The sequence below is a fragment of the Algoriphagus sp. A40 genome (assembly GCF_002002735.1).
In the GTDB taxonomy this organism is placed as follows: Bacteria; Bacteroidota; Bacteroidia; order Cytophagales; family Cyclobacteriaceae; genus Algoriphagus.
In genome coordinates, this window is sequence record NZ_MUNY01000046.1 from 23,172 (window position 1) to 46,626 (window position 23,455).

The following is a 23,455-nucleotide window of genomic DNA, read 5'->3' on the forward strand; positions in this document are numbered from 1 at the left end:
TATGTTAAAGCGATTTATAGTTGCGGTTTTTTCGGTTTGGGCAATGACTTCCTGCACTGAGGATGAAGTGATCCCCCGTACCAATCCCAGGTTTAGTGTGGCTTTTGTTCAGACCGTGGATGCGACTGGGGTGGAGTTTGCGGCGAATGTAGTGGACTATGGCTCTGAGGAGATTTTGGAATATGGGTTTGTGTATGGCAAGGAATCTAATCTTTCCATTTCCAACTCAGATTTGGTCAGCGAGATGGGAAGACCTTCCAATGAATTTAAGTTAAAGGCGACTCACTCGATGAAATCTGGTGATAGGATGTACGTGGCAGCATTTATAAAAACTACAGAAGGTCCAGTGTATTCCTTGCCATATCCTTTTACCAGTCAAGGATCGGATGGGTTTATTTTTGAAAGATTGGAGGCTGCAGATGAAGTTTATTTTGGAGATACCCTGAGGGTTTTTGCCAAGAATCTGTCAAAAATTTCGGCTAATTATTCCGCAACTATTCAGGGAAAACCTGCTCAAATTGGCAAAGTCACTGCATCTGCATTTGATATAATTATTCCCAAGAATTTAGAATTTCAGGAGGGGATCGGCTTAACCCAAATTTTTGAGATTGAGGTGCAAGTATCAGGAAAGTCCCTAAAAATTGAAAAGGCCTTGACTTTCAAAGCTCCCATCATCCAATCTGGTCCCTCTGAAGAATTAGCCTACTCTGAGGATCTGTTGGTAAGCGGAGAGTTTCTATATGACGAATATTTGAAAATCAGGTATAAAAACAAGGAGAACGAAACCGTGGCCTTGGAGTTGAAAGAAATAGGCAGCCAGAAAATCATAGTGGCGTTGAAAGCCTATTTTTCTGAGTTAAATCCAGAGCTTGAATTGGTCATTCGGGGAAATTCATACCGGGTGGGAAACCTCCTTAAGCTTAAGAAAACCGAGCTACTCCCCGGGCAAAAAACCACCTTTAGAGGGAATACTGGGTCCTTTGTGCTCAAAGGCGAAAATTTCAATCCGCATTCCTTTCAGTACAATAAATTTGAATTTTTGCCTGACTATTTAAAGTATCAGGTCAATTCCATCAGCCCAACTGAGATGGAGATTTCCTATGAATATTACGGGGATAAAACCGGATATAGAACCTCAGAGCTGTTTTTAAAAAATGGAGGCACTCGGTCCAAAAACTCATTTCAAATCGAATGGACAGCACCTGCCATCCCCTTTATTCTGCTTGATGAAGAGTATTATTATTTAGAGGGGAGAGCTGTGTCAATGGGGCAAAAAGGATATATAGTTAGCTCCAAAGGGATTATCGAGGTAGATGCCACTGCCAGGACTTTTACCAAAGTTTCCGAATTTGTTTCTCCAGGAAATCAACCCGCACGGCTGTTTGCCATCGCTGCTGAGGGCAAAATCTACTTTGGTACCACCAAGAGTCACGAAGATTCAGATGAAAAATGGTTCTATGTTTTTGATCCGATTTCCAAAAAAGTAACCCAATTGCCTAGTATTCCAAGTCAGGATAATTCCATCCAGTCCATCGTGTATCATCAGGGACAGCTGATCTATCAGGGAGACAAACTTGACCGAAACACCGGGACAGACGGGAATCTCCAACGCTACAAATATGATATTGCAAAAAATACCTGGGAAAAGCTGCCGGACTTGTACCAGCCAGATGGGTTTTACAATCATTACTCAACTTTTGAGTGGGGAAACGAAATTTATTCAATTTCTCCTATCGCTATGGATAATGTAACCCGTTATGGTTCAGGTGTTTTCAAATTCAACAAAGTAGATTTTACTTGGGAATTGGTTCATTTCATAGAAGGTCTCACGGTGACTTCAAATGCCAACCAGTCAATTGTGATTGGGGATAAGGGGTATATCAGGACGTTGTATGATTTTTATGAGCTGGACTTGAATACTTGGTCAATAAGTCATCCAGATTATCTGAATGCCCAATACGCTGGTGATTCGCAGGTTGGAGGATTTAAAATTGGGGAGAAATTTTATTTTTTGGATTTCAGTAGAGTTATGGAGTATGACCCAACTTATTTCTATTAATTCATAAGCAGGGAAATTATGGGACCTTTTTCTAAAAGGTAAGATTTACTGAGGTCTGGGGGATATCGGAATCATGCCATTTTGACCCGATCCCCTTTTGGCATTAGCCTTGACTTAATTGGAAGAACCTTCGTATATAGAGGTTTCTTCTATTATTTTAGCTATTTCATGACAGCACGGCTGTCAATATGTCCCTATGAACCAATATCAAAATTCTTTATTCCAAAACCTCATGACCGGAGACTATGCCGGAGAAGGAGATCTGATTCAGCTGATTACCGATGAGGAAGAGGAAGATCAGGGCAAGGAGTCCTTTGGAGAAGAAATTCCCATTCTTTCAGTTAGAAATACCGTCTTATTTCCAGGAGTTGTCATTCCTATTACCGTAGGCCGGCAGCGCTCAATTCGCCTGGTCAAGAAGGCCCACAAAGGAAACAAGCTCATTGGTGTCTGTGCACAGATCAACCCAAACAATGACGATCCGGCTTGGGATGACATTTACCACGTGGGTACTCTGGCAAAAATCATCAAAATGATCGTGCTTCCTGACGGGAACACCACGATCATCATTCAGGGGAAAAAGCGCTTTAAAGTCCGCGAACAGGTCACTGATGATCCATATTTCATGGCAAAGGTGGATTACCTGGATGAGAGCTTTCCGAAAAATTCCAAGAAAATCAAAGCTCTGGAGGAATCCCTCAAAGATGCCGCGACAAAAATCCTGCATCTGAATCCAGAGATTCCAAGAGAAGCGCAGGTAGCTTTGGACAATATTGACAATACTGCTTTTCTGACCCATTTTCTTTCATCCAATATCAATGCTCCTGTGGAGTCCAAGCAGCGTCTCCTGGAAATCAACGATGGCGTGGAGCGGGCTACGCTTTTGTTGGAATACATGATGAAGGACATCCAGATGCTGGAACTGAAGTCTGAAATTCATAAAAAAGTCCACACCGACATCGATCAGCAGCAGCGGGATTATTTCCTGAGACAGCAGATGAAAGTGCTCCAAACCGAGCTCGGTGAAGAAGGACCTGAAAAGGAAGTAGAGGATCTGAGAGAAAGAGGGGAACTGAAACTCTGGTCAAATGAGGTGAAAAAGCACTTTGAAAAAGAGCTGGACAAAATCCTCCGGATCAACCCTTCGGCAGCAGAGTATCCAATCGCGCTGAACTACGCCGAAACCATGGTAGAGTTGCCTTGGAATGAGTTTACCCAGGACAACTTCAATCTTAAAAATGCAAGGACAATATTGGATAACGACCACTTTGGACTGGAGAAAGTCAAAGAACGGATCATCGAATATTTGGCAGTATTAAAGTTGAAAAACGATCTGAAAGGACCTATCCTTTGCCTTTATGGACCTCCTGGTGTTGGAAAAACTTCCTTGGGTAAATCCATTGCCGCGGCTTTGGGGAGAAAATACATCCGAATGTCACTAGGTGGATTGCACGATGAAGCTGAGATCAGAGGTCACCGCAAAACCTACGTGGGAGCGATGCCCGGCAAGATCATTCAGAACATGAAAAAGGTGAAAATCTCCAATCCGGTCTATGTACTTGATGAGATTGACAAGCTTTCTTCCGATTTCAGAGGAGATCCTTCTTCCGCATTTTTGGAAGTTCTGGATCCCGAGCAAAACAGTACATTCTTGGATAACTACCTCGAAGTAGAATATGACTTGAGCAAAGTGCTGTTCATAGCTACCGCCAACTCATTGGATACCATTCAGCCGGCACTCCGTGACCGAATGGAAATCATCGAGGTGACTGGGTACACTCAAGAGGAAAAGCTAGAGATTGCCAAGCGACACCTGGTGCCAAAACAGCGCAAGGAGCACGGTTTGAAAGCTAAGGATTTGACTTTCGACAAAGCTGCCTTGGTGAAAATCATCGAAGATTATACCCGGGAATCCGGAGTCAGAAGCCTGGAACGTGCGATTGGAAAAGTGATCCGAAACATTGCCAAATCCATTGCCATGGAAGAGGAATACGATCACAAAATCACGACTGAAGCTGTCCGGAGAATTCTTGGTGCTGAGATATTTGACAAGGAAACTTACCAGGATAACAGTGTGGCTGGTTTGGTGACAGGTTTGGCTTGGACCAGTGTTGGTGGAGAGATTCTTTTCATCGAGTCCAGCCTGAGCAAAGGAAGAGGAAAGCTCACCCTTTCCGGTCAGTTGGGCGATGTGATGAAGGAATCAGCCATGACAGCCCTTTCTTACCTGAAATCAAAAGCCGAAACATTGGGAATCGATCACCGGGTGTTTGACCAATATGACTTGCACATACACGTGCCGGCCGGTGCTGTACCAAAGGATGGGCCTTCAGCCGGGATTACAATGCTGACTGCAATGGCCTCTGTTTATACCCAGAGAAAGGTGAAATCCAAAGTGGCAATGACCGGTGAGATCAGTCTGATCGGTAAAGTGATGCCGGTAGGAGGGATTAAAGAAAAAATCCTTGCGGCAAAAAGAGCCGGGATCAAAGAGATTATCCTTTGCAAAAAGAACCTTCGGGACATTGAGGAAATTGACCCACAATATGTAAAGGGGATTGAATTTCACTTCGTGGACAAAGTGAGTGAGGTTTTGGACATCGCTTTGACAAAGAATCTGGTGGATCAGCCGTTGAAATTCACCTTTTCCCCAGAATCGAAACCAATTCAGGAATAATTCTTCGAAAGGCTTCCTCCCACAAAAAAGAGGAAGCCTTTTAAATCTTTTGGAAACGTAAACCAGTTTCATTAACAACCCCACAACATTTCCCATGAACCAAATCGATTCACTGACTCCTAGGCAAATCGTCGCGGAGCTTGATAAATACATCATCGGACAAAAGGATGCCAAGCGAAATGTGGCAATTGCCCTTCGCAACCGCATCCGACGGATGATGGTGAAGACCGACATCCAAAAAGACATCGTACCCAACAACATTCTTTTGATCGGGAGCACCGGTGTCGGAAAAACTGAAATTGCCAGACGTCTGGCCAAGATTGCCCAGGCACCTTTCACCAAAGTAGAGGCTTCCAAATTCACCGAAGTTGGATATGTGGGCCGGGATGTGGAAAGCATGGTCCGGGACCTCGTGGAGCAATCAGTTCATCTCGTTCGAGAAATCAAAAATGAAGCTGTAAAAGCCAAAGCAGCCGAAGCAGTGGAGGAGGTCATTCTTGATATTCTGATTCCCCCGGTGAAAAGTGCAGGTTTTACCCGTCCGATTCCGGCAATTTCGGAGCTGGAAAGTGAACCCAATTCTGATGCGGAACTGAATGAAAGAACCCGGGAAAGATTCCGTGAAAAGCTCAGAAATGGAGAGCTGGATGACCGGAAAATTGAAATCAATGTAAAGGCCAATTCTTCGGTGGGGATCGGTATGATCGGAAACGGGATGATTGACGACGCCAGTATGGCCGGACTGCAGGACATGATTTCCGGAATGATGCCCAAAAAGACCAAAAAACGAAAACTGAGTATTGCTGAGGCCAGAAAAGTCTTGCTTGAGGAAGAGGTTTCAAAATTGGTTGACTTCGACGAAGTAAAAGAAGAAGCGATCAAACTTGCTGAAAACAACGGGATCATCTTCATCGATGAGATAGATAAAATCGCCTCCAAATCCGGAAAAGGCGGTGGTGGACCTGATGTAAGCCGGGAAGGTGTGCAGCGTGATTTGCTCCCGATTGTGGAGGGATCTGCCGTGAATACCAAATACGGTGTGGTCAATACGGATCACGTGCTTTTTATCGCAGCTGGAGCATTCCACGTGAGCAAGCCTTCGGATTTGATTCCTGAATTGCAGGGTCGATTTCCGATCAGGGTCGAGTTGCAAAGTCTGACTCAGGAAGATTTTTCGAGAATCCTCCGTGAGCCTAAAAATGCGCTGACAAAGCAATACCAAGCCTTGTTCGAAGCAGAGCAGGTTTCTTTGGAGTTTTCTGAGGATTCGATCGAAGAGATCGCCAGAATTGCTTTTCTGATCAATCAGGAAGTGGAAAATATCGGAGCAAGAAGACTTCACACAGTCATGAGTCATCTGCTCAATGACTTTCTTTTCGAAGTGCCGGACATCATCGAGCCAAACTCCAAAATCATGGTTACCAAAGAGATGGTCCTGGACCGCCTCAATTCTCTGGTCAAAAACCGGGATTTGTCCCAGTATATTCTATAAAGGCTTGTATTCTCTTTTTCTGCGCCCCCGATCTTTCTCGTTAGAAAGTCCGGGGGCGATTGTTTTTAGGGCGAATTACCTAGATTTGCGATGAAAGATTCCGGTAGAAAATCCAGTTGGGGATTATTAACCGATACTAGTCTTTGCAGGCAGTATGGACCCGGATTTTTTAGATTACCTCAAACCCAAAATCAATCAGAAGTGAATAACAGTACAGTCAAACTTTTACTCCTTTGCCTTTGGCTGTTTTCAGCAGCCTCTGCAGAAGCAACAGATTTTGAGACCTCTTCCTTTCGCTTGAGTATTGACTCCCGCGGAATGGTTACCGGGTTATTTGACAAAACCGGCCAAAAAGACTATTTCCAATCCGGGGCTAGCTCACCTTTGCTCAGTATCCGGATTGGTGGAAAATTCTATTCTCCTCAGGAGATGACCAAGTCAGGTGACAGTTGGGTTTTGGGCTATCCGGAGGCTCAGGCTGAGGTTAAAGTCAAAATTCAAAACAAAAAATCTTATCTCACCTTTGAGATTTTAAGCCTTAAGTCCGCCCAACCAATAGAGCTCGCGGTTTGGGGACCCTATGCCACAAGCATCCGGGAGATCATCGGTGAATCCGTCGGAGTGGTACGGAATTCCAGCTTCGCTCTTGGCATCCAGGCCCTGAATGTGAAAACACTTGGAGGGTTTCCAAGTGAGGAAAATGACATCGAGATCAATTTCAATGTGGTCGAACAAGGCGACCAGATTGATGATCAATACCGCTGGAGAAATACAAAAAATTACCGAGGTCAAACTGCTCGGATCATCGAAGGAGGAAGTATCCTCCAAGCTTATACCCGGGACAGATCTCAGGAAAGAATTATTTCAAACTGGAGCCATGACAAGTATGTCGCTCCTGCATTCAAGGATGGTGGAATTGTAGGTTCCAAAATCGCCCTTTTCGGGACAAACTCATCCAAAGTATTGGATCTTATCGGGGAAATCGAGGTCGCAGAAGGCTTGCCGCATCCCATGATCAATGGAGTTTGGGCTAAAAAATCCCGGGAAGCAACGGCCTCGTATCTGATCCTGAGTTTTGATTCTGCGAATCTGGACCAGGCAATGGCTTTGACCAAAAAAGCCGGTTTGAAGTACCTCTATCATGGGGATCCGTTTCAGACTTGGGGTAAATTCAAGCTTCATCCGGAGTCTTTTCCCAACAACTGGGCTTCGCTCAAATCCATGGTCGACCGGGCCAAAAAACAAGGAATAGGACTTGGGGTACACACCTTGTCCAATTTCATCACAACCAACGATGCCTATGTCACTCCGGTCCCGGATCCCAGATTGGCTAAAGTTGGAGAAAGTGTACTCGTGAATTCCATTTCTGCCACAGCAGATGAAATTGAGATTGCCTCCCCGGACTTTTTCAATCAAATGACCAACAATACACTTCATGCTGTGGTCGTGGGAAATGAGCTCATCCGGTATAGGGAGGTGTCCAAGTCGGCCCCATGGAAACTTTTGGGCTGTATCCGGGGTGCTTATGGAACCCAGGCGACAGCACATTCAAATGGAGCTAAAATCGGGAAATTGATGGACCATCCCTACCAAGTGTTTCTGAGTGACCCGGATCTTTCAGAGGAAATATTTCTCAATTTGGCAGCGCTTTTCAATCAAACCGGGCTGATGCAAACCTCCTTTGATGGCCTGGAAGGGGTCTGGTCCACAGGTATGGGACAGTATGCCCGCAGTCTGTATACAAAAACCTGGTATGATAACCTCAATCCCGAACTCAAGGGAAAAGTCATCAATGACGCCAGCAACCCAAGTCATTTCAACTGGCACATCAATACCCGCTACAATTGGGGAGAGCCCTGGTATTCGGGGTTCCGTGAAAGCCAGACAGATCTCCGCCTGATCAATCAGGATTTTTATAGGAGGAATCTCCTGCCTTCCATGCTGGGTTGGTTTAATATGACCGACCAGACTAGTGTGGAAGATACCGAATGGCTTTTGGCAAGAGCGGCAGGGTTTGATGCAGGTTTTGCATTCAATCTAAAGTTGGCCAATGTGGCGAAAAATGGCATCAGCGACCAGATTTTTGAGAAGATGCGAATTTGGGAGACAGCCCGTATGGCAGGAGCTTTTACCCCTGAGCAAAAACTCCGAATGGAAGATATCACGAAAGAGTTTTCTCTGACTGAAGTCGAAAACTGCAAATGGGAATTGGTGCCTTATGAGGTGAAAAGGTATGTCCACGTGCAAAAAGTCCGTCAACCGGGAGAGCCTTTGTACTCTCAGTTTGAGTTTGAAAACCCTAATAGGGAGCAATCAATGATCCTGACTATTTCCCTTTCTTCTGAGTCGGGTGACTCCAAGGCGGAAAGTATTTCGATTGAAATCAATGGGTTTCATCGGGTTGAATTGCCAGTGGGCTTAAGCAATGCCCAAGTTATCAAGCTGGATGAAAAGGGTGTCCTTAAGATTTTTGATAAAAATTGGAACCTACTGGAGGAAAAGTCACTAGGACAAAAGGTTCCGGTTTTGGTCCAAGGAAAAAACAAGCTTGTGGTTGATGCCCGATTTACCCAGGGAGAAGGCGGCAAGTTGAGCTTGGAGGTAAAAACAGAAGGTATTCCTGAACAGGTTTCTTGTCCCAACTAAAAAGAGAGTAAAACCGGAATCCGGAAATCGGGTTCCATTTATTTTATTGGGCAAAATAATTGCGGAAAAAAGTATGGTGTGAATCTGTTGAGCTTTTTTAGGCATTTACAGTATTTTTCCAGTCATACACATTTCAAAATTAGCCCCGATGAAAAAACTGCTCATTCTTACAGGTCACACCAAAGGATTAGGACATGCCATTTTGGACTGCTTTCTACACTTGGATGACATTCAAATCGTTGCCCTTTCTCGGACGAGTCTTGAAATTCACCATCCTTCCTTAACCGAAATTCCCCTTGATCTGAGTGACCTGAATGCACTTGAGGCTTGCCTGCCCAGGATTTTCCCAAAAGGATCTTTCGATCGGTACCTACTGATCAATAATGCGGGATGGATTGGGGAAGTGAAAACAATTGGGAAGTTGAATCCAAAGGGGATACAGCGTGCAATGAATTTGAACCTGCTTGCACCGATGATCATCACCGATGCTTTTGTCAAAGCCTATTCTGGGTTGGAAGGAGAAAAACTGATTTGCAATATCAGTTCCGGGGCTGCCCACAAACCACTTCCGGGATGGGGTGAATATTGCAGCAGCAAGGCAGGCTTGGCCATGTTTTCCAGAGTGGCAAATGAAGAATTGAAAGAATTGGGTTTCCGGGTATTTTCACTCGCTCCGGGAATCGTGGATACCGAAATGCAAGCTGAAATCAGGAAAGCAAATCCACTGGACTTTCCGGCTTTGGATAGATTCAATAAGTTCAAATCAGAAGGTCAGCTAAATACTGCTGAGGAGGTCGCAGACAAAGTGGCCTATCTCTTGAATAATCCGGACCTTTTTCTGGACGTGATTCAGGATGTACGAAACTTTGAATTGCCCTAGACTTTCATTTTTGGAAAGTCAATAAACCATGTCTCAGTATTTTCCGGTTTAAGATCCGCCCAATGTTCGGATTTCAGTTTGAATCCAAATTGGCCCGCAGTGGGTAAGTTTTCAATATCCCCGCCCAGATAAGTGATCAGGTCATTGAGCCCTGGATTGTGACCAAAAACAAGGATGGTATTATGGGAGTCTTTTTGCATTCGGATTGTTTTTAGGATTGAATGCGGGGAGGCATGGAAAAGTCCACTATCCAGGACAATTTTATCCTTGGGATAGTCCAATTCTTTAGCCGCAAATTTTGCGGTGTCCAGAGCACGAAGTGCGGTGGAACTGAGGATTAGATCCGGGGAAATTCCCCTTTTTTTGAGTCGTTTGGCCATTTTTGGAGCATCATTGAGACCGCGTTCGGCCAATGGCCGGTCATGATCGTTCAACCAGGGATTGTCCCAAGAAGATTTTGCATGCCTTATCAAAATTATTTTCTTCATTTTGCCGGAAAAAAAACGATTATTTTGTTTTTTTCGATCAAATATTTACTTTTAACGCACTTTCAAATACAATTTAGCACAATCCATTATGTTTACCGGAACAGTAAAATTTTACAATGAAGCCAAAGGTTTCGGATTTATCGTTGATGACGAAACCCAGGGAGATGTGTTCGTGCACGCTACCGGGTTGGTTGACAAAGTCGCTCAAAACGACAAAGTTACCTACGACATCAAAGATGGTAAAAAAGGACCCAACGCCATCAACGTCAAAAAGGCCTAAGAAATTCAAGAGAATGTTTTAGTGTGAATTATCCCCCGGAATCTGTTTCCGGGGGATTTTTTTTATCCTCAGCTTTTCCGATCTCCTCAGGAAGACTTTTGATGTAAAGATCTCTCTTGGGGAATGGGATTTCTATATTATTTTCTTTGAAAGTCTGGAAGATGGCACTCATGACTTCATTTCTCATGTCCAGCATCTGGTCCATGGATTCTATCCAGAAGAGAACCCTGAAATCCACCGAACTTTCGCCGAAATTTTGCATCAAAATCCTTGGAGCAGGGGTTTTTAGGATATGGTCACGTTTCATCACCTCTCCGATCAGTGAATTTACTTTTTGCATATCTGAATCGTAGGCAACCCCTATGATCAATTCTATTCTTCTTTTCTTATCAGAAAGTGTCCAGTTGATCAAACTTTGGGAAAGTAGATCACCGTTTGGAATGACTACCTCGGCACCGTCATAGGACAAAATCTTACTGGCCCTAATTCCGACTTCTTTTACTTCACCACTCATGGTTCCGACTTCTATGTCGTCCCCGATTTGGATGGGACGTTCGAAGGCCAGGATGATTCCCGATACCAGGTTGTTGATGATGGTCTGAAGACCAAAACCAATACCTACAGACAGGGCCCCCAGAACAAGAGTGACTTTATCCAATGGAATTTGAGCTGCGGTTGCTGCAATAAAAAAGCCAATAATAAATATGGCAAGCCGGATCAAAAGCACTGAGCTCCCCAAACGTTTTGTTCTGCTGCCCATATGTTGTTGATCTTTCAGAGAAGCGAAATAGGCAATGTTATTTGCCAAAATGTAAGATCCATAGAGGATCACTCCAAAAAGGAGAATGCTATTATAGGTGAAACTTGTGGCGCCAAGTATCCTTTCCTTGTTTAGGAAGAGGTCCAGTGATTCGTAGAAGTAATCACTTAAGACCAGATTGTGTAGTAAAATGACGCTCCAGAAAATGATTGCAAGGAGTGTGAAAAAACCCTTGATTCTTTCCTGAATACCCTTAAAATCGATGTATGAAGTAAATGCGTCCACATCCCGCTTATTTTCCACAAACACATAGATGATTTCCATTACCACTTTGATGAAGAAATACAGGGTGACTGCATAGACAAATCCAACGACACCGGATACACTCAGGATTTTACCAAGGCTAAATCTGCCCAATCCATTGGAAATGAATCCGAGGATAAGAAAAACCATGGTCACAAGTCTGAGGTTACCCAAAAATTTGACCTCACTCTCTTCGTCTGATTTGAATTTTCTGGGGATTTGCCAAAGGAAAAATAGGGTGACAAGGTTGCCTACTTGGAAATAAAGTCTCTCTTGATAGGCGATTTCCCAATAGAGATTGCTCAGGGAAAAGAATAAAAAGATCACCACCAGTATCATCCATTTGATAAAAACCCTAATAGGAAAAGCTGTGAAAATCAATATGGAAGAAAAAAAGACGAGCAGGTACATGAAAAATGTGAGCAATGCAATCGAGCCTGTATCAAACAGAAACAATATCAGTGGGAGTAAAGCCAGCATGACTGAGGCAAAAGGCCTTTTGTCCAAATACTTTACTCTTCCCAGGATAATCTTCCCAAACTCCTTGTCTTCCTTGATGCCTCTCAGGGTGTATTTTACCATGCCAAAACATATTATCAGGATTACTGGCGCCAAAAAAGTGATTAAAGGATCTGCTCTCAATTGTCTCAGCAGAAACAAATAATTGAGCTTAATTGAATCGAGCGTAATCTCAAAAATTGATTTAGGTGAAGGAATTGAGTAGGACTCCCAGATGTAATTGATTTCCTTATTCAGGAGTTTTTTTTCCAATAGTGATTTATTGGTTTCAACATACCGTCTCAGTTCCATGATCCCGATTGTAATGCTGCTTAATTGGGATTGGTACCGGGCGGCCTGTAATTCCTGTCTGTAAATCGTGCTGTCTAGCTGATGAAGATTCCCTTTTAGCCTTTCTATCTCATCCGAATACATCGGGAGCAAGAGGGTGTCCCTTATTTTGTACCTAAAAAAATCATCCGTTTTAATTCCGGTCAACATACTGTCCAAAACCTCAAGACGATCAAGCCTGGATTGAAGCAGTCCGTCGAGATCTTCGTTGTTTTCTTCTGTGGTTTTGAGAATCCGTAACAGGGCATTGACATACCGGAAGTTGAAATTGGTATTTGGAGTTTTTGCCCTTTCCCTGATCGCGGATATTGTTTGAACCATCGCTGGGATTTCCTCAGCAAATCTTGAGGTGTCTAGACTTTCCTGAAGTTCGAGTATAATTTCATTTGCCAGAAGGCTGTAGGTTCTCCCTTTTTTGATAAGGTCTTCCAAGGAAGGCGTGAGATTTATAGTAGGGAGCTCTACCTCAAGCAGGGTTGAGTCCAGAATAATCAAACTGTCTTTGGCAGATAACAGCAGGCTGTCTATTTTATTGGATGCAGTGGTGTCTTGTCCAAATACGTGGCTGGAAGAAACCAGGGAAAAGAGCAATAGAATCGTAAAAAGCTTTTTCATTTAGGAGGGTAATGGCAATTAAAAATAAGGATTAAATCCAGAATTGTAGGAAGAGGTGTAGGGATGATTTTTGTCAATTATTCCCTGTTGCATGAATCAAAATCGGCCAAATTGGCTGGAAATACCTTCTGATAGAATTGGATTTAAGACAAAAAGGCTGAAAAACCCAATTGGAATAGAATTTACAATGAAGGAAGCATAAAACAAATAACCAACAACTATTATGAAACTTGTAAGATACAATCCCCTCGACAACCAAGTTCCGGCATCTTTCAGCGGAATGCTCGACAGATTCTTCAATGAATCTTTGGGTTCAACTTTAAAGCAATTCAGCCCTGCTGTTGATATTGCAGAGGATGAAAAATCCTATGAAATCCATGTTGCAGTACCTGGTGTGAAAAAATCGGATTTCAAGATTGACCTGCTCGATAGGAAATTGATCATTTCCGGAGAACGAAAGCAGGAAGAGAAAAAAGAAGGAAAAAACTTCCACAGTGTTGAAACCCAATATGGATCATTCAGGAGATCATTTTTCATCCCTGAAGATGTGATTGAAGATAAGGTTGAAGCCAGTTACGAAGAGGGAGTACTCAAGCTGGTTCTTCCCAAAAAGGAAAAGAAAGTAAACAAAGCGACCATCGAAGTCAGATAACGGAGAGGTGGGGAAACCCACTTCTTTTTATTTGCCGTAATCCCACCTAGAATTCTCCAAAAAGCGGTTAATTCTTGTTAATTTGGCTATACAGATTGATCAAAGGGTTATAGAAATGAGTCTATACTTTCAACATTTGTATTGAATAAATAGTAAATCAGAAAAAAAATTATGAGCAAGAAACAGTTCTTTCTGGGTTTGCTTCTCGCGGCCTTTTTAGGCGGTGTAGTAGCGCTGGCTGGTGTGAGTTTTCTGATCCAACCACAAAATGCCGGCAATTTCGACGAGAAGCAGCAAACAAGTTTTGTAAACCTACTTTCAGGCAAAGATTTTACCGTTCCTGATGGGATAAATTTCGTCGCATCCGCACAGGTTGTCACTCCTGCTGTGGTTCACGTCAAGAGCCAAGTTTCCTATACACCAAGATCCGAAAGAGATCCCGTGGAGGAGTTTTTTGGATTTCCAGATCCAAGAGAGAGACAAGATGGTCAGGGCGGAGAAATGCCAATCAGCTCCGGTTCAGGGGTAATTATTTCCAGCGATGGCTACATCGTCACCAATAATCACGTAGTCGAAGGCGCTACTAAAATTGATATTTCCCTGGAAAACAATAAGCGGTATGAAGCAACGGTAATCGGCACAGATCCTACTACGGATTTGGCTTTGCTGAAAATCGAGGCGAGTAACCTCCCTTTTGTGAAGTTTGGAGATTCAGACGAAACAAAAATCGGTGAATGGGTTTTGGCTGTAGGTAATCCTTTTGATTTAAATTCCACAGTTACTGCCGGGATTATTTCTGCCAAGGCGAGAAATATAGGGATTTTGAGAGGGGTGGAAAACAACCTTCAGATTGAGTCTTTCCTCCAGACTGACGCAGTAGTGAATCCCGGAAATTCAGGGGGAGCTTTGGTCAATCTGGCCGGTGAGCTGATCGGTATCAATACTGCAATCGCTACCCGTACTGGTACTTTCTCGGGATATTCATTCGCTGTACCTAGTACTCTGGTGAAGAAAGTCATGGACGACCTGATGAACCATGGCGCGGTTCAACGGGGTTTGTTAGGGGTTCAAATCCAAAACGTAAGCCCAGAACTTGCTGATTATCTCGATAAGACGTTTCCGGTAGAGCAGGGTGTATATGTAGGTGGGGTGAATGAAAACTCAGCTGGAAAAGAAGCAGGCTTGAAAGAAGGTGACATCATCATTGGAATCGATGGAAAGACTGTCAACAATGTGGCAAACCTACAGGAATTGGTTGCCAGAAGACGGCCTGGTGACAAGATTGACGTGGAATACATCCGCGATGGAAAAACTTCCAAAACTTCAGCAACCCTCAAGAATTTCTCCGGCGATACCAATATTGTAAAAAGAGAAGTTCCGAAAACTTATACATTCGAAGGGCTTCAGTTTGAGGAAGTCAAAGATCAGATCAAGGAACAACTTGAAATTTCCGGTGGTGCCGTCATTAAAATGAACGGAAACGAAAGCTGGAGGAAAGCAGGAGCCAGAAACGGGTTTATTATCACTTCCGTCATCTCCGACAGCGGCAGGACCCGAATCAACAGTGCCCAAGAAATGATTGATTTCCTAGAGGATAATGGAGGGGATGAAATTGTGGTCTTGGGTATGTTCCCTGATGGAACTGAATATTACTTTGAAGTGGAAGGGAATTGATTTCCTGACAAACCAAATAAAAAAGCCGGTGTGAGCCGGCTTTTTTATTGCCCTCTTTTTCCTACTTTATGCCTTTTAAACCCATAACCAAAATGAAAAATAGAATTGTAATCGTCCTGGTTTTCCTATTTGCGGCATGCCAGATTTCATTTGCCCAGACCATCACAGAAGCAGGGAAAACCCCTGTTTCCGGAATTTCCCAAGAAAGGATCGCCATGCTGGATGCTATGTTGGAAGAAGCAATGAAAAAAGACCAAGTTCCGGGTATGGTGGCAATGGTGGTGAAAGACGGGAAAATAGTCTATCATTCTGCTAAAGGATTTTCTGATGTGGAATCAGGAAAAGCCATGGAGAAAAACTCCATTTTCCGGATAGCTTCCCAGACCAAGGCGATTACTTCCACGGCGGTTATGATGCTTTGGGAGGAGGGAAAATTCAGATTGGACGACCCGATTTCCAAATACATCCCCGAATTCAAAAATCCGCAAGTCCTAAATACCTTTCGCTACGGGGATACCACTTACAGCACCAAGCCAAGTTCTAAAGAGATTACGATCCGCCACCTGTTGACCCACACTTCCGGTTTGGGTTATGGCGTGATCGACGGAGATGAGCGGATGAAAATGATCTACCACAAAGCAGGAGTGATGGATCTTTTCACCACTGAAAACATCACGATTGGGGAAAGCGTCAAGCGCTTGGCCAAACTTCCCCTGCACCATGAACCTGGAGCCAAATTCACCTACAGCGAAGGGCTCGATGTGTTGGGATACCTGATTGAGGTGGTGTCCGGGATGCCTTTTGACCAATTTTTGAAAACCCGACTTTTCGATCCAATGGGAATGAATGACACCCGATTTTATTTGAACGATGCTCAGGCTCCTAGATTGGTAACTGTTCATACCCGGAAAGACAACAAGTGGGTGTCCTATCCGGTGACGTTCTACGATCCTGCTTATCCCAAAACCGGAGCCAAAGCCTTTTTCTCAGGAGGTGCGGGACTTTCCAGCACCACCGAAGACTACGCCAAATTCCTTCAGATGTACCTCAATGGCGGGATTTACAACGGAAAACGCATCTTGAGTCCGATTACGATTCAAACCATCATGTCTAATCAGGTAGGCGATTTGTTGGGTGATGGAGGAAAGGACTATGGTTTGGCTTTTGGTATTGTTGACCAAAAAGGCGTTCAGACTGGGGGAATCGGCAGTTTGGGTACTTTTGACTGGGGAGGTTATTTCAATACCCAGTACTTTGCAGATCCTCAGACTGGAATCATTGGGTTAATTTTCAAGCAGACTTCCGGTGCCGGGAATGGTGACGAAACTAGCTGGAAATTTAGACAAATGGTGTTTACTCTGATTGAATAGGATTGAAAAATTGGAAGATTTGAAAATTGAAAAATTGAGGTAATTACCAACAGGAGGCCAAACTTAATTTGATTTAGGCCACAGATTCACAGGTAAAATTCATCTTTGCATCTGTGGCTATTTTATGACTTCCATTGCTTCATGGAAATTCGAAAATACATTTACACAACCCATTTCAATCAATTCCTTTTTGCTGTGCGTGGTGGCTAAACCAATCACTTTCAGACCTGCACTTTTTGCGGATCGGATGCCTCCGCCTGAGTCTTCAAACACCAGGATGTTTTCGGGGTTTTCACCTGACTTTTTCAGCGATTTGATGAAAATCTCAGGATCGGGTTTGCCTTTCAATACTTCATGACCTCCGGTGACGGTATCAAAATAGCGCCGAATCCCAAGTCCATTCAGGGTAAAATCAATGTTGTTTTGGTCCCCCATTGTCGCGAGGTGGCAACTGATATGTTGGGATTGGAGGAATTTAAGGAAAGGAGTCAATCCTTCGATTTCTTTCAGATTAGGCCTGTAAATATGCCGGTAGGTGGCTTCTTTTTCCTCTCCAAGTTCAATCCGCTTTTCCCTCGATTCCACATGTGGGAAAAACTTCCGGATCATCTCATTCAGTGTTCCGTGATTTTGGGCATGAAAGTCCTCTGGCCGGAGGTGAATTCCGTGATTCCCCAAAAACCGCAACCAGGCTTCCTGATGAAAAGGAATGTTGTCCACCAGGGTGCCATCCATGTCAAAGAGGATCCCCCGGATATTTTTAATTAAGCTCATAGCTCTTTGTTTTCTGTTAAAATAAGGCATCGTCTGGATTGATCCTGCACTCCAATCATTTTGAGTTTTTCGAAACTAGCCAATACCATGTTTTTGCTCAAGATTTCAAATTTTCCCCGTCTTTGAAATGCAACCGGCGAAAAACCAAAGCTGAAAGCATGGTCAGGCCCCCAATTACCAAAAATGTGTAGCGAAACGCGTTTTGGATTTCATTTTGGATGAGCCGGACATCCCCTTCGAAGAGCTTGAGTACTATTAGGCCAAAGGCTATCCCAAATCCAATCGCAAGTTGCTGATTGACCGAAATCAGGGAATTGCCGCTGCTGGTATGGTAGTTTCTCAAGTCTGCAATAGAGATGGAATTCATGGAAGTAAACTGGATGGAATTGAAAAATCCCAACAGGGCTATAATCGGGAGATGCCAGTATATCGATGTGTTGATTCCAGGTAAGGCAAGGGCACATATCAATAGACCGATAATTAAAGTGTTGGCCATCAGAGTGGTCCGATAGCCAAAACGATTCAGAATTCCGATGACAACCGACTTGCCAAAAATAGCTGTCAGAGCCATGGGTGCCACGATCCATCCGGAGACCACAGCAGATTCACCATAAGCGATCTGAATCATCAGAGGCAACAACAAGGGGATTGAACTGATACCCAACCGAGTGGCGAGATTGCCCAATATACCAACCCGGAAGGTACGCACCTGAAAAAGAGCCAGCGGAAATATGGGATTTTCCTCTGACTTGGCATGCCGATAATAGAAGTACAGCATCAAAAATCCCGAAACCAAAGCAATCAAAATCGGAGTGACGTGGACACTGTTTCCCAGCAATTCCAACGAAATAGAAAGCAGGAATGACGCTGCAGCAAAAATCAGGAAACCCTTTAAGTCAAAATTTAGAGACTTGGACCTGAAATCGGGCAGGTAGCGGAGACTCAGCAAAATCCCGAGTAGGGCTATAGGCAAGTTGATCAGAAAAATCCAATGCCAAGTCAGGTAATCGACCATGTATCCACCTACCAAGGGTCCCAAAACCGGACCGATCAAGGCCGGGACGATGGCGTAGTTCATGGCCTGAACGAGTTCGTTCTTTGGGAAGCTCCTGATCAGGGTAAGTCTTCCAACGGGAGTCATCAGGCTGCCTCCAATGCCCTGAAGAACCCTTGCAAGAACGAGCTGGGTAAGGTTTTGGGAAAGTGAACACAAAAGTGAGCCTAAAGCAAAAAGGGCCAAGGCAACGATAAAGACCTTTTTGGTGCCGAATTTATCCGCCACAAAACCACTGATCGGCATCAACAAGGCCAGGGTCAGCACATAGCTGATGATGGCATTCTGCATGTTGAGGGGAGATTCGTGGAGATCCTTGGCGATGGAGGGCAGGGATGTGTTCAAAATCGTGGAGTCCAACATCTGCATAAAAATGGCAGTGGCCAAAATGACCGGAAGGACTCGCTTGATCTGGGGGCTGAGGGTTGCCTCTTCCATAAACCTATTTGAAAGTCAGAACTTCACGAAGATACCTTGTGTGGCACATTCCCCGAAACAATGAGATTTTTATCATGCAAAGAAAAGTCACAGGTTAAGGGGAATTACTGGTAATAGAAAGGCAAAAGAACTGAAAAACGCTAAAACAAATTTCACCCGAATTAAGGGTTAAGCTTTTGAAATTAAGTACCTTTTGTAGGTATCTAGCCCAAAAACCGATGAAAAAGCGTGAATTTTTGAAAAAAACATTTGCCGGGTTCGGCGGTATCGTTGCACTCCCTGTCATGGGATGTGATACCAAAGGAGCCACTGATCCAAATGACCCCGCCTGTGAAGTTTCTCCCAAGGAAACACGAGGCCCATTTCCCAACAAATCCCCAGCGGAATTGATGCGGGCCAATATCATCGCTGACCGTCAGGGCATCGCACTGCTCATCAATCTGAAAGTTCAGGACCAAGGAGAGTCCTGTTCACCGGTTTCAGGAGTGCAGGTGGATATTTGGCACTGCGACGCTGAAGGATACTATTCGGAATATGGAGCGCATCCATTGCAGGAAAAGGATTTCAGACAGGTATCATTTCTCAGGGGGCGGCAAACCACTGATGCCAAAGGAGAAGTTTCCTTTATCAGCATTTTTCCGGGTTGGTATCCGGGCAGGGCTCCCCATATCCATGTGGATGTATTAAAAGATGAGAAAATCATCCTCAGCACTCAAGTGGCTTTTCCTGAGCAAAGCACTTCAGAAGTCTATGCCAGTAGAGGATATAAGGGAAAAGAAGATACACCCAATGAAACCGATGGGGTATTCAGAAACAGTCTGGCAGGAAATATGGCCGATTCGGTGACTGGAACTCCAAGTGAAGGATATACACTCAGAAAGGTAATCACCGTGAATGGTTGAGAATACTGGATCCGACCCAACCCTTAGGCCTCCAAGCCTGCAGGAGGATTCTAAAATTTGGGTAAAGGCGAAGGAGATTGGTGCAGTTTATGGATGATATAGGCAGTTTCGGGGAACTTTCCATTTTCTCTGCTTTGGTTACCATTAGCGGATACACAGAGCAAAAGTATTTTCGGTGATGCTCTGGTTGTAGTCTGAAATGCAAGGTGATATTTGACAGCCAGGTTAATTCTTTCGGAGAAAAAGATCAAGCAGTTGCCTAAATAAGAGGCATCGGAGCGTTGTGGCTAAGGAATTACCGCATTAATTTTTTCCCAAAGAGCTTGATCAAATCCCGAAAGCGCAAAGTTGGGATTGGAAGGGTCTGAGGCATTTCCCATGCGGATGATCACCAGATTTTTACTTGGAACGATATAGAGTCGTTGATCTGCTGCACCCATCGCTGCATACATATCCGTGGGTGCATTGGGAACCAAGGATCCGGGAAAGACAGTTTGACTTTCTGGTAGCATAAATTGGGACTTACCGTTGAGCCACCAGAGGTAGCCATAGGAGGGGTTGAGGTTTTGGGAGGTTGAGATGCTTTGCATAAAAAACTCCTCCTCTACGATTTGTTCCTCTTCCCACTTTCCCTTGTTGAGAGCCAATAGCCCAAACCTGGCCATGCTTCGGGTGGTGCTGTGATAGATTTTGAAGATAAGGCCCATGTTCCAAGACCCATCCATGCCGATCTTTTTCTCAAGTTTGGTTTCAAAATAGCTTTCAAAATCCTGCTTGCTGACCTCAGCGACCACATCCATAAGTTTTTGGAATACATTGTTGTAGGACCATCTGGTACCTGCATCGGCCAAGTAAGTAAGATTTGATTTGATGATATACTCGTTTTCATCGTTTATTCCCGAAGCCATCGAAAGCAAATGCTTAGAAGTGATTAGATTTTCCTTTTCCAGAGGTTCACTGGTCCAACCTTCTCCAAGGGATTGAGATACCTTTGCATTGATGTCCACCAGACCTTCCTGCTGTGCAATTCCAGTGGTGGTGGCCACAAGTGTTTTACCAGCGCTGTTCCATTGCCAGGTAGTGGATGGGGTATGCCCATCAAAATATTTTTCAATTACAATTCTCCCATTGACCAGAATAAGAAAGGCTTTGGAATTTTTCTCCTCCAGAAATTCAAGAAGGGCAGGGATTTGATTTTCATTCCAACCCAGATCAGACGGAGAGGTGGTTTCCCAGTCCGATCCGGTCAGCGGGGGGAAATACATACTTTGGTCTGGGCCAGGCTTTTCCTCAGGATTACATCCCAGACAGGAAAACAGAAAAAGTGCAAAAATCCAAGAGAAAATTTTCACAGAGTTGGTTTTAGGACTAGGACTCATCCCCTTTTGTAAGGTTTAATCCAAGATGGAGTTTTATCTGAAAATTCCTTATTTCTTACCAAAAATCCGCATTAAATCACTTTCTGCTGCCAGATATCCGAAGGATGAAAATGCCTTTTCGTCAACTAGTGCCTCCATCAACTTCTTGGCCTGCGCGGTATCTCTGTGATACAAATACCAGTTGGCTACCCCGTATCGAACCGCATCATTGGATGGGCTTCCGGGGCCTTCCTGAATCAGCGAATCAACAGGAATCCATCCTTTGTAAAGTCGGCACAGGTCGGCATAGCTTTGATTCTCGATCACTGTGGAGTCAGGATGGATAGGGGCCAAGAGGGAATCTGCTTTGGCGGGATTTCCCAGACGCTGCTGGATCATATAGAGCCAATGCGTGCTGGAGACGATGTTGTCGTAATGGTTCCCACTTTCCCGGCACTTCAGGTATGCCGTGTAGGCTTTTTCGTACTGATGAGTCAAATAATAAGCTAGTCCAAGGTGATACCAAATATTGCCATGCAGAGAACTGACAGGAATATTCAGTGCATTTGGCATCCCGTCGGGTTCGGTTTCATCTGCAGTTCCTTCGATCAACAGAGCAGCCTTTTCAAAATCCGCTATCGCCAAGTCGTATTCCCGGATACTGATGTAGCGATGTCCCCGGTGTCGGTAGAGTCGGGGTTCGCCGGGGAATTTTTCAATTCCAGCAGAATAGATTTCAATGGCTTGGCGGTATTGTCCCAAATAAGCTGTGCGGCGCCCGAACCAGATGATCGCGTCTACCTCTTCGGGATTGGCATCGAAGGCCGATTTTGCTTCTTCGTATTGGGTGAGAAGCTTTTCCGAAGGAACTGGAATTTCGTAGGTTTTGCCTAGGGGAGTGGTGAAGACCGAGTCTTTCAGAGAAAACTTATCAGTTTCACCTTCGGTAGATGGTTTTTGGTTGCAGGCAAAGAAGAGAGAGGTAAACAGGATAAGGAAAAGGTTTCTCATAGTTTTTTAGGAATAGATCACGGGATTAAGCGTGGGGAAAAGGTTAAAATGGGGAACAAGGGCAATGGCTTTAGGTATGGTGGGTTTATCCAATTTAGGCAAAAACCATTGAAATGGTTTTGGGCGATGATTTGGATTCTCCAGCCCCACGGTTAAAACCATGGGCTATTCACCCTTCACATATTTTCGCCAATTATGCTGCTCTTTGAATCCCAAGACTTCTTTGATTTTCCGGTTTGAAAACAAGGCTTCGTGTTCTTCTAATTCTCGGGTAAGAGGTACACCGGGGAAAAAGCGCTCCGCCAGTTCCCTGCTTGGAATAATTGCTCCATTGTGATCGTTTCCTGCATTGAAAATCTGAAAGCCCAAACCATCCTTTTTCAAACACAAATCCACAATCTGACCCAAGTCACGGGCATCAATGTAGCAGAACGCATTGCGACGGCGCACCTCAGGATTTTTGAAATAATTTGGGAAAAGTGTAGCGTATTCATGCGGTTCGATCACATTACCGATACGAAGGGCATAGATGTCAACTCCAGATCGTCGTTGAAAACTGCGGGCTGTTTGCTCATTGACCACCTTTGAAAGGCCATAGCTATCCATGGGATCGACATCGTAGTTTTCGTCGAGGGGAAGGTATTTGGGATCGGTTTTTCCATCGGAAAAGCATATCCCATAGGTCGTCTCTGAGGAAGCGATGATGATTTTTTTGATGCCCAGCTTGACCGCCGCTTCGATCACATTGTAAGTGCCGACGGTATTGACTCGGAAGGTTTCATTATCCGGTTTGATCAGGATACGGGGCACTGCTGCGAAGTGAACCACGGCATCAAATTGTGGTACGCCCGTTCCGGGCTCCATTTCGTCAAATCCGGCATACATGCTCATGGCATTGAACATCTGACCGGAATCTGTGATGTCAGCAGTCAGATTATCCACTCCAGGATGATTCAATGGAGTCAGATCCACATTCATCACGCGATGGCCTTGGTCGAGGAGATAGGGGATGACGTGTCGACCGGCTTTTCCTGATCCGCCCGTAAAGAAAATGCGCTTTTTGGTCATGGGGTTTGTTTGATTTTCTGGTTTTAAAAATTACCTCAAAGTCAAATCTAACGATCTGGGTTAAATTCAGTGATTTTTGAAATCATTCTCCTTTGTAAAACATTC

General features: G+C 44.3%; 17 protein-coding genes. 10 read left to right on the forward strand and 7 right to left on the reverse strand.

Going from position 1 to position 23,455, the window contains the following annotated elements; all coding sequences use genetic code 11:
• The first annotated feature begins 1 nt into the window (after position 1).
• The 5 genes from B0E43_RS28725 to B0E43_RS28745 all read left to right on the forward strand — a co-directional run bounded on the left by B0E43_RS28725 (position 2) and on the right by B0E43_RS28745 (position 9,754).
• Positions 2-2,059: a hypothetical protein gene (locus B0E43_RS28725; RefSeq protein ID WP_077348726.1), complete on the forward strand. Its 2,058-nt coding sequence runs from the start codon at positions 2-4 to the stop codon at positions 2,057-2,059.
• Between the two features lie 196 nt (positions 2,060-2,255).
• Positions 2,256-4,736, forward strand: a complete 2,481-nt coding sequence (gene lon, locus B0E43_RS28730; protein ID WP_077348728.1) for an endopeptidase La — start codon at positions 2,256-2,258, stop codon at positions 4,734-4,736.
• Between the two features lie 94 nt (positions 4,737-4,830).
• Entirely contained in the window at positions 4,831-6,228 is a 1,398-nt protein-coding gene (gene hslU, locus B0E43_RS28735) for an ATP-dependent protease ATPase subunit HslU (protein WP_077348730.1), read from the forward strand.
• Between the two features lie 201 nt (positions 6,229-6,429).
• Entirely contained in the window at positions 6,430-8,874 is a 2,445-nt protein-coding gene (locus tag B0E43_RS28740) for a hypothetical protein (RefSeq protein WP_139352713.1), read from the forward strand.
• Positions 8,875-9,022: 148 nt separating this feature from the next.
• Entirely contained in the window at positions 9,023-9,754 is a 732-nt protein-coding gene (locus tag B0E43_RS28745) for an SDR family NAD(P)-dependent oxidoreductase (protein ID WP_077348734.1), read from the forward strand.
• On the opposite strand, the gene B0E43_RS28750 is transcribed toward B0E43_RS28745, so the two are convergent.
• On the reverse strand, positions 9,751-10,242 hold the full coding sequence (locus B0E43_RS28750) for a histidine phosphatase family protein (protein WP_077348736.1): 492 nt from the start codon (positions 10,240-10,242) through the stop codon (positions 9,751-9,753). The genes B0E43_RS28745 and B0E43_RS28750 overlap by 4 nt on opposite strands.
• Before the next feature lie 88 nt (positions 10,243-10,330).
• Between B0E43_RS28750 and B0E43_RS28755 the strand changes: the two genes are divergently transcribed.
• Entirely contained in the window at positions 10,331-10,522 is a 192-nt protein-coding gene (locus B0E43_RS28755) for a cold-shock protein (protein ID WP_067545283.1), read from the forward strand.
• A 28-nt stretch (positions 10,523-10,550) separates the two neighbouring features.
• Here B0E43_RS28755 and B0E43_RS28760 read toward each other — a convergent pair whose 3' ends face one another.
• Entirely contained in the window at positions 10,551-13,049 is a 2,499-nt protein-coding gene (locus tag B0E43_RS28760; protein ID WP_077348739.1) for a mechanosensitive ion channel family protein, read from the reverse strand.
• A 223-nt stretch (positions 13,050-13,272) separates the two neighbouring features.
• Here B0E43_RS28760 and B0E43_RS28765 point away from each other — a divergent pair, with 223 nt between their 5' ends.
• From B0E43_RS28765 to B0E43_RS28775, 3 genes are all read left to right on the forward strand, one after another.
• Positions 13,273-13,701 (forward strand): Hsp20/alpha crystallin family protein, encoded by a 429-nt coding sequence (locus B0E43_RS28765; RefSeq protein ID WP_077348742.1) that lies wholly within the window; start codon positions 13,273-13,275, stop codon positions 13,699-13,701.
• A 171-nt stretch (positions 13,702-13,872) separates the two neighbouring features.
• Positions 13,873-15,375, forward strand: coding sequence for a S1C family serine protease (locus B0E43_RS28770; protein WP_077348745.1), 1,503 nt, complete (start codon positions 13,873-13,875; stop codon positions 15,373-15,375).
• A gap of 92 nt (positions 15,376-15,467) precedes the next feature.
• Positions 15,468-16,745, forward strand: coding sequence for a serine hydrolase (locus tag B0E43_RS28775; protein ID WP_077348883.1), 1,278 nt, complete (start codon positions 15,468-15,470; stop codon positions 16,743-16,745).
• A 117-nt stretch (positions 16,746-16,862) separates the two neighbouring features.
• On the opposite strand, the gene B0E43_RS28780 is transcribed toward B0E43_RS28775, so the two are convergent.
• Together B0E43_RS28780 and B0E43_RS28785 are read right to left on the reverse strand one after the other, a co-directional pair.
• Positions 16,863-17,519, reverse strand: a complete 657-nt coding sequence (locus tag B0E43_RS28780) for an HAD family phosphatase (RefSeq protein WP_077348749.1) — start codon at positions 17,517-17,519, stop codon at positions 16,863-16,865.
• A 97-nt stretch (positions 17,520-17,616) separates the two neighbouring features.
• The gene (locus B0E43_RS28785) at positions 17,617-19,011 is read right to left on the reverse strand and encodes an MFS transporter (RefSeq protein WP_077348751.1); all 1,395 of its coding nucleotides are present in this window, start codon (positions 19,009-19,011) and stop codon (positions 17,617-17,619) included.
• Positions 19,012-19,229: 218 nt separating this feature from the next.
• Here B0E43_RS28785 and B0E43_RS28790 point away from each other — a divergent pair, with 218 nt between their 5' ends.
• Positions 19,230-19,913 carry an intradiol ring-cleavage dioxygenase gene (locus tag B0E43_RS28790; protein WP_077348753.1) on the forward strand — a complete coding sequence of 228 codons (684 nt, stop codon included), beginning with the start codon at positions 19,230-19,232 and terminating at the stop codon, positions 19,911-19,913.
• Between the two features lie 287 nt (positions 19,914-20,200).
• On the opposite strand, the gene B0E43_RS28795 is transcribed toward B0E43_RS28790, so the two are convergent.
• The 3 genes from B0E43_RS28795 to B0E43_RS28805 form a co-directional block, all read right to left on the reverse strand.
• Positions 20,201-21,292 (reverse strand): serine hydrolase, encoded by a 1,092-nt coding sequence (locus B0E43_RS28795; RefSeq protein ID WP_254423396.1) that lies wholly within the window; start codon positions 21,290-21,292, stop codon positions 20,201-20,203.
• Positions 21,293-21,340: 48 nt separating this feature from the next.
• Entirely contained in the window at positions 21,341-22,282 is a 942-nt protein-coding gene (locus tag B0E43_RS28800) for a tetratricopeptide repeat protein (RefSeq protein WP_077348755.1), read from the reverse strand.
• Between the two features lie 165 nt (positions 22,283-22,447).
• Entirely contained in the window at positions 22,448-23,350 is a 903-nt protein-coding gene (locus B0E43_RS28805) for an NAD(P)-dependent oxidoreductase (RefSeq protein WP_077348758.1), read from the reverse strand.
• Positions 23,351-23,455 lie beyond the last annotated feature (105 nt).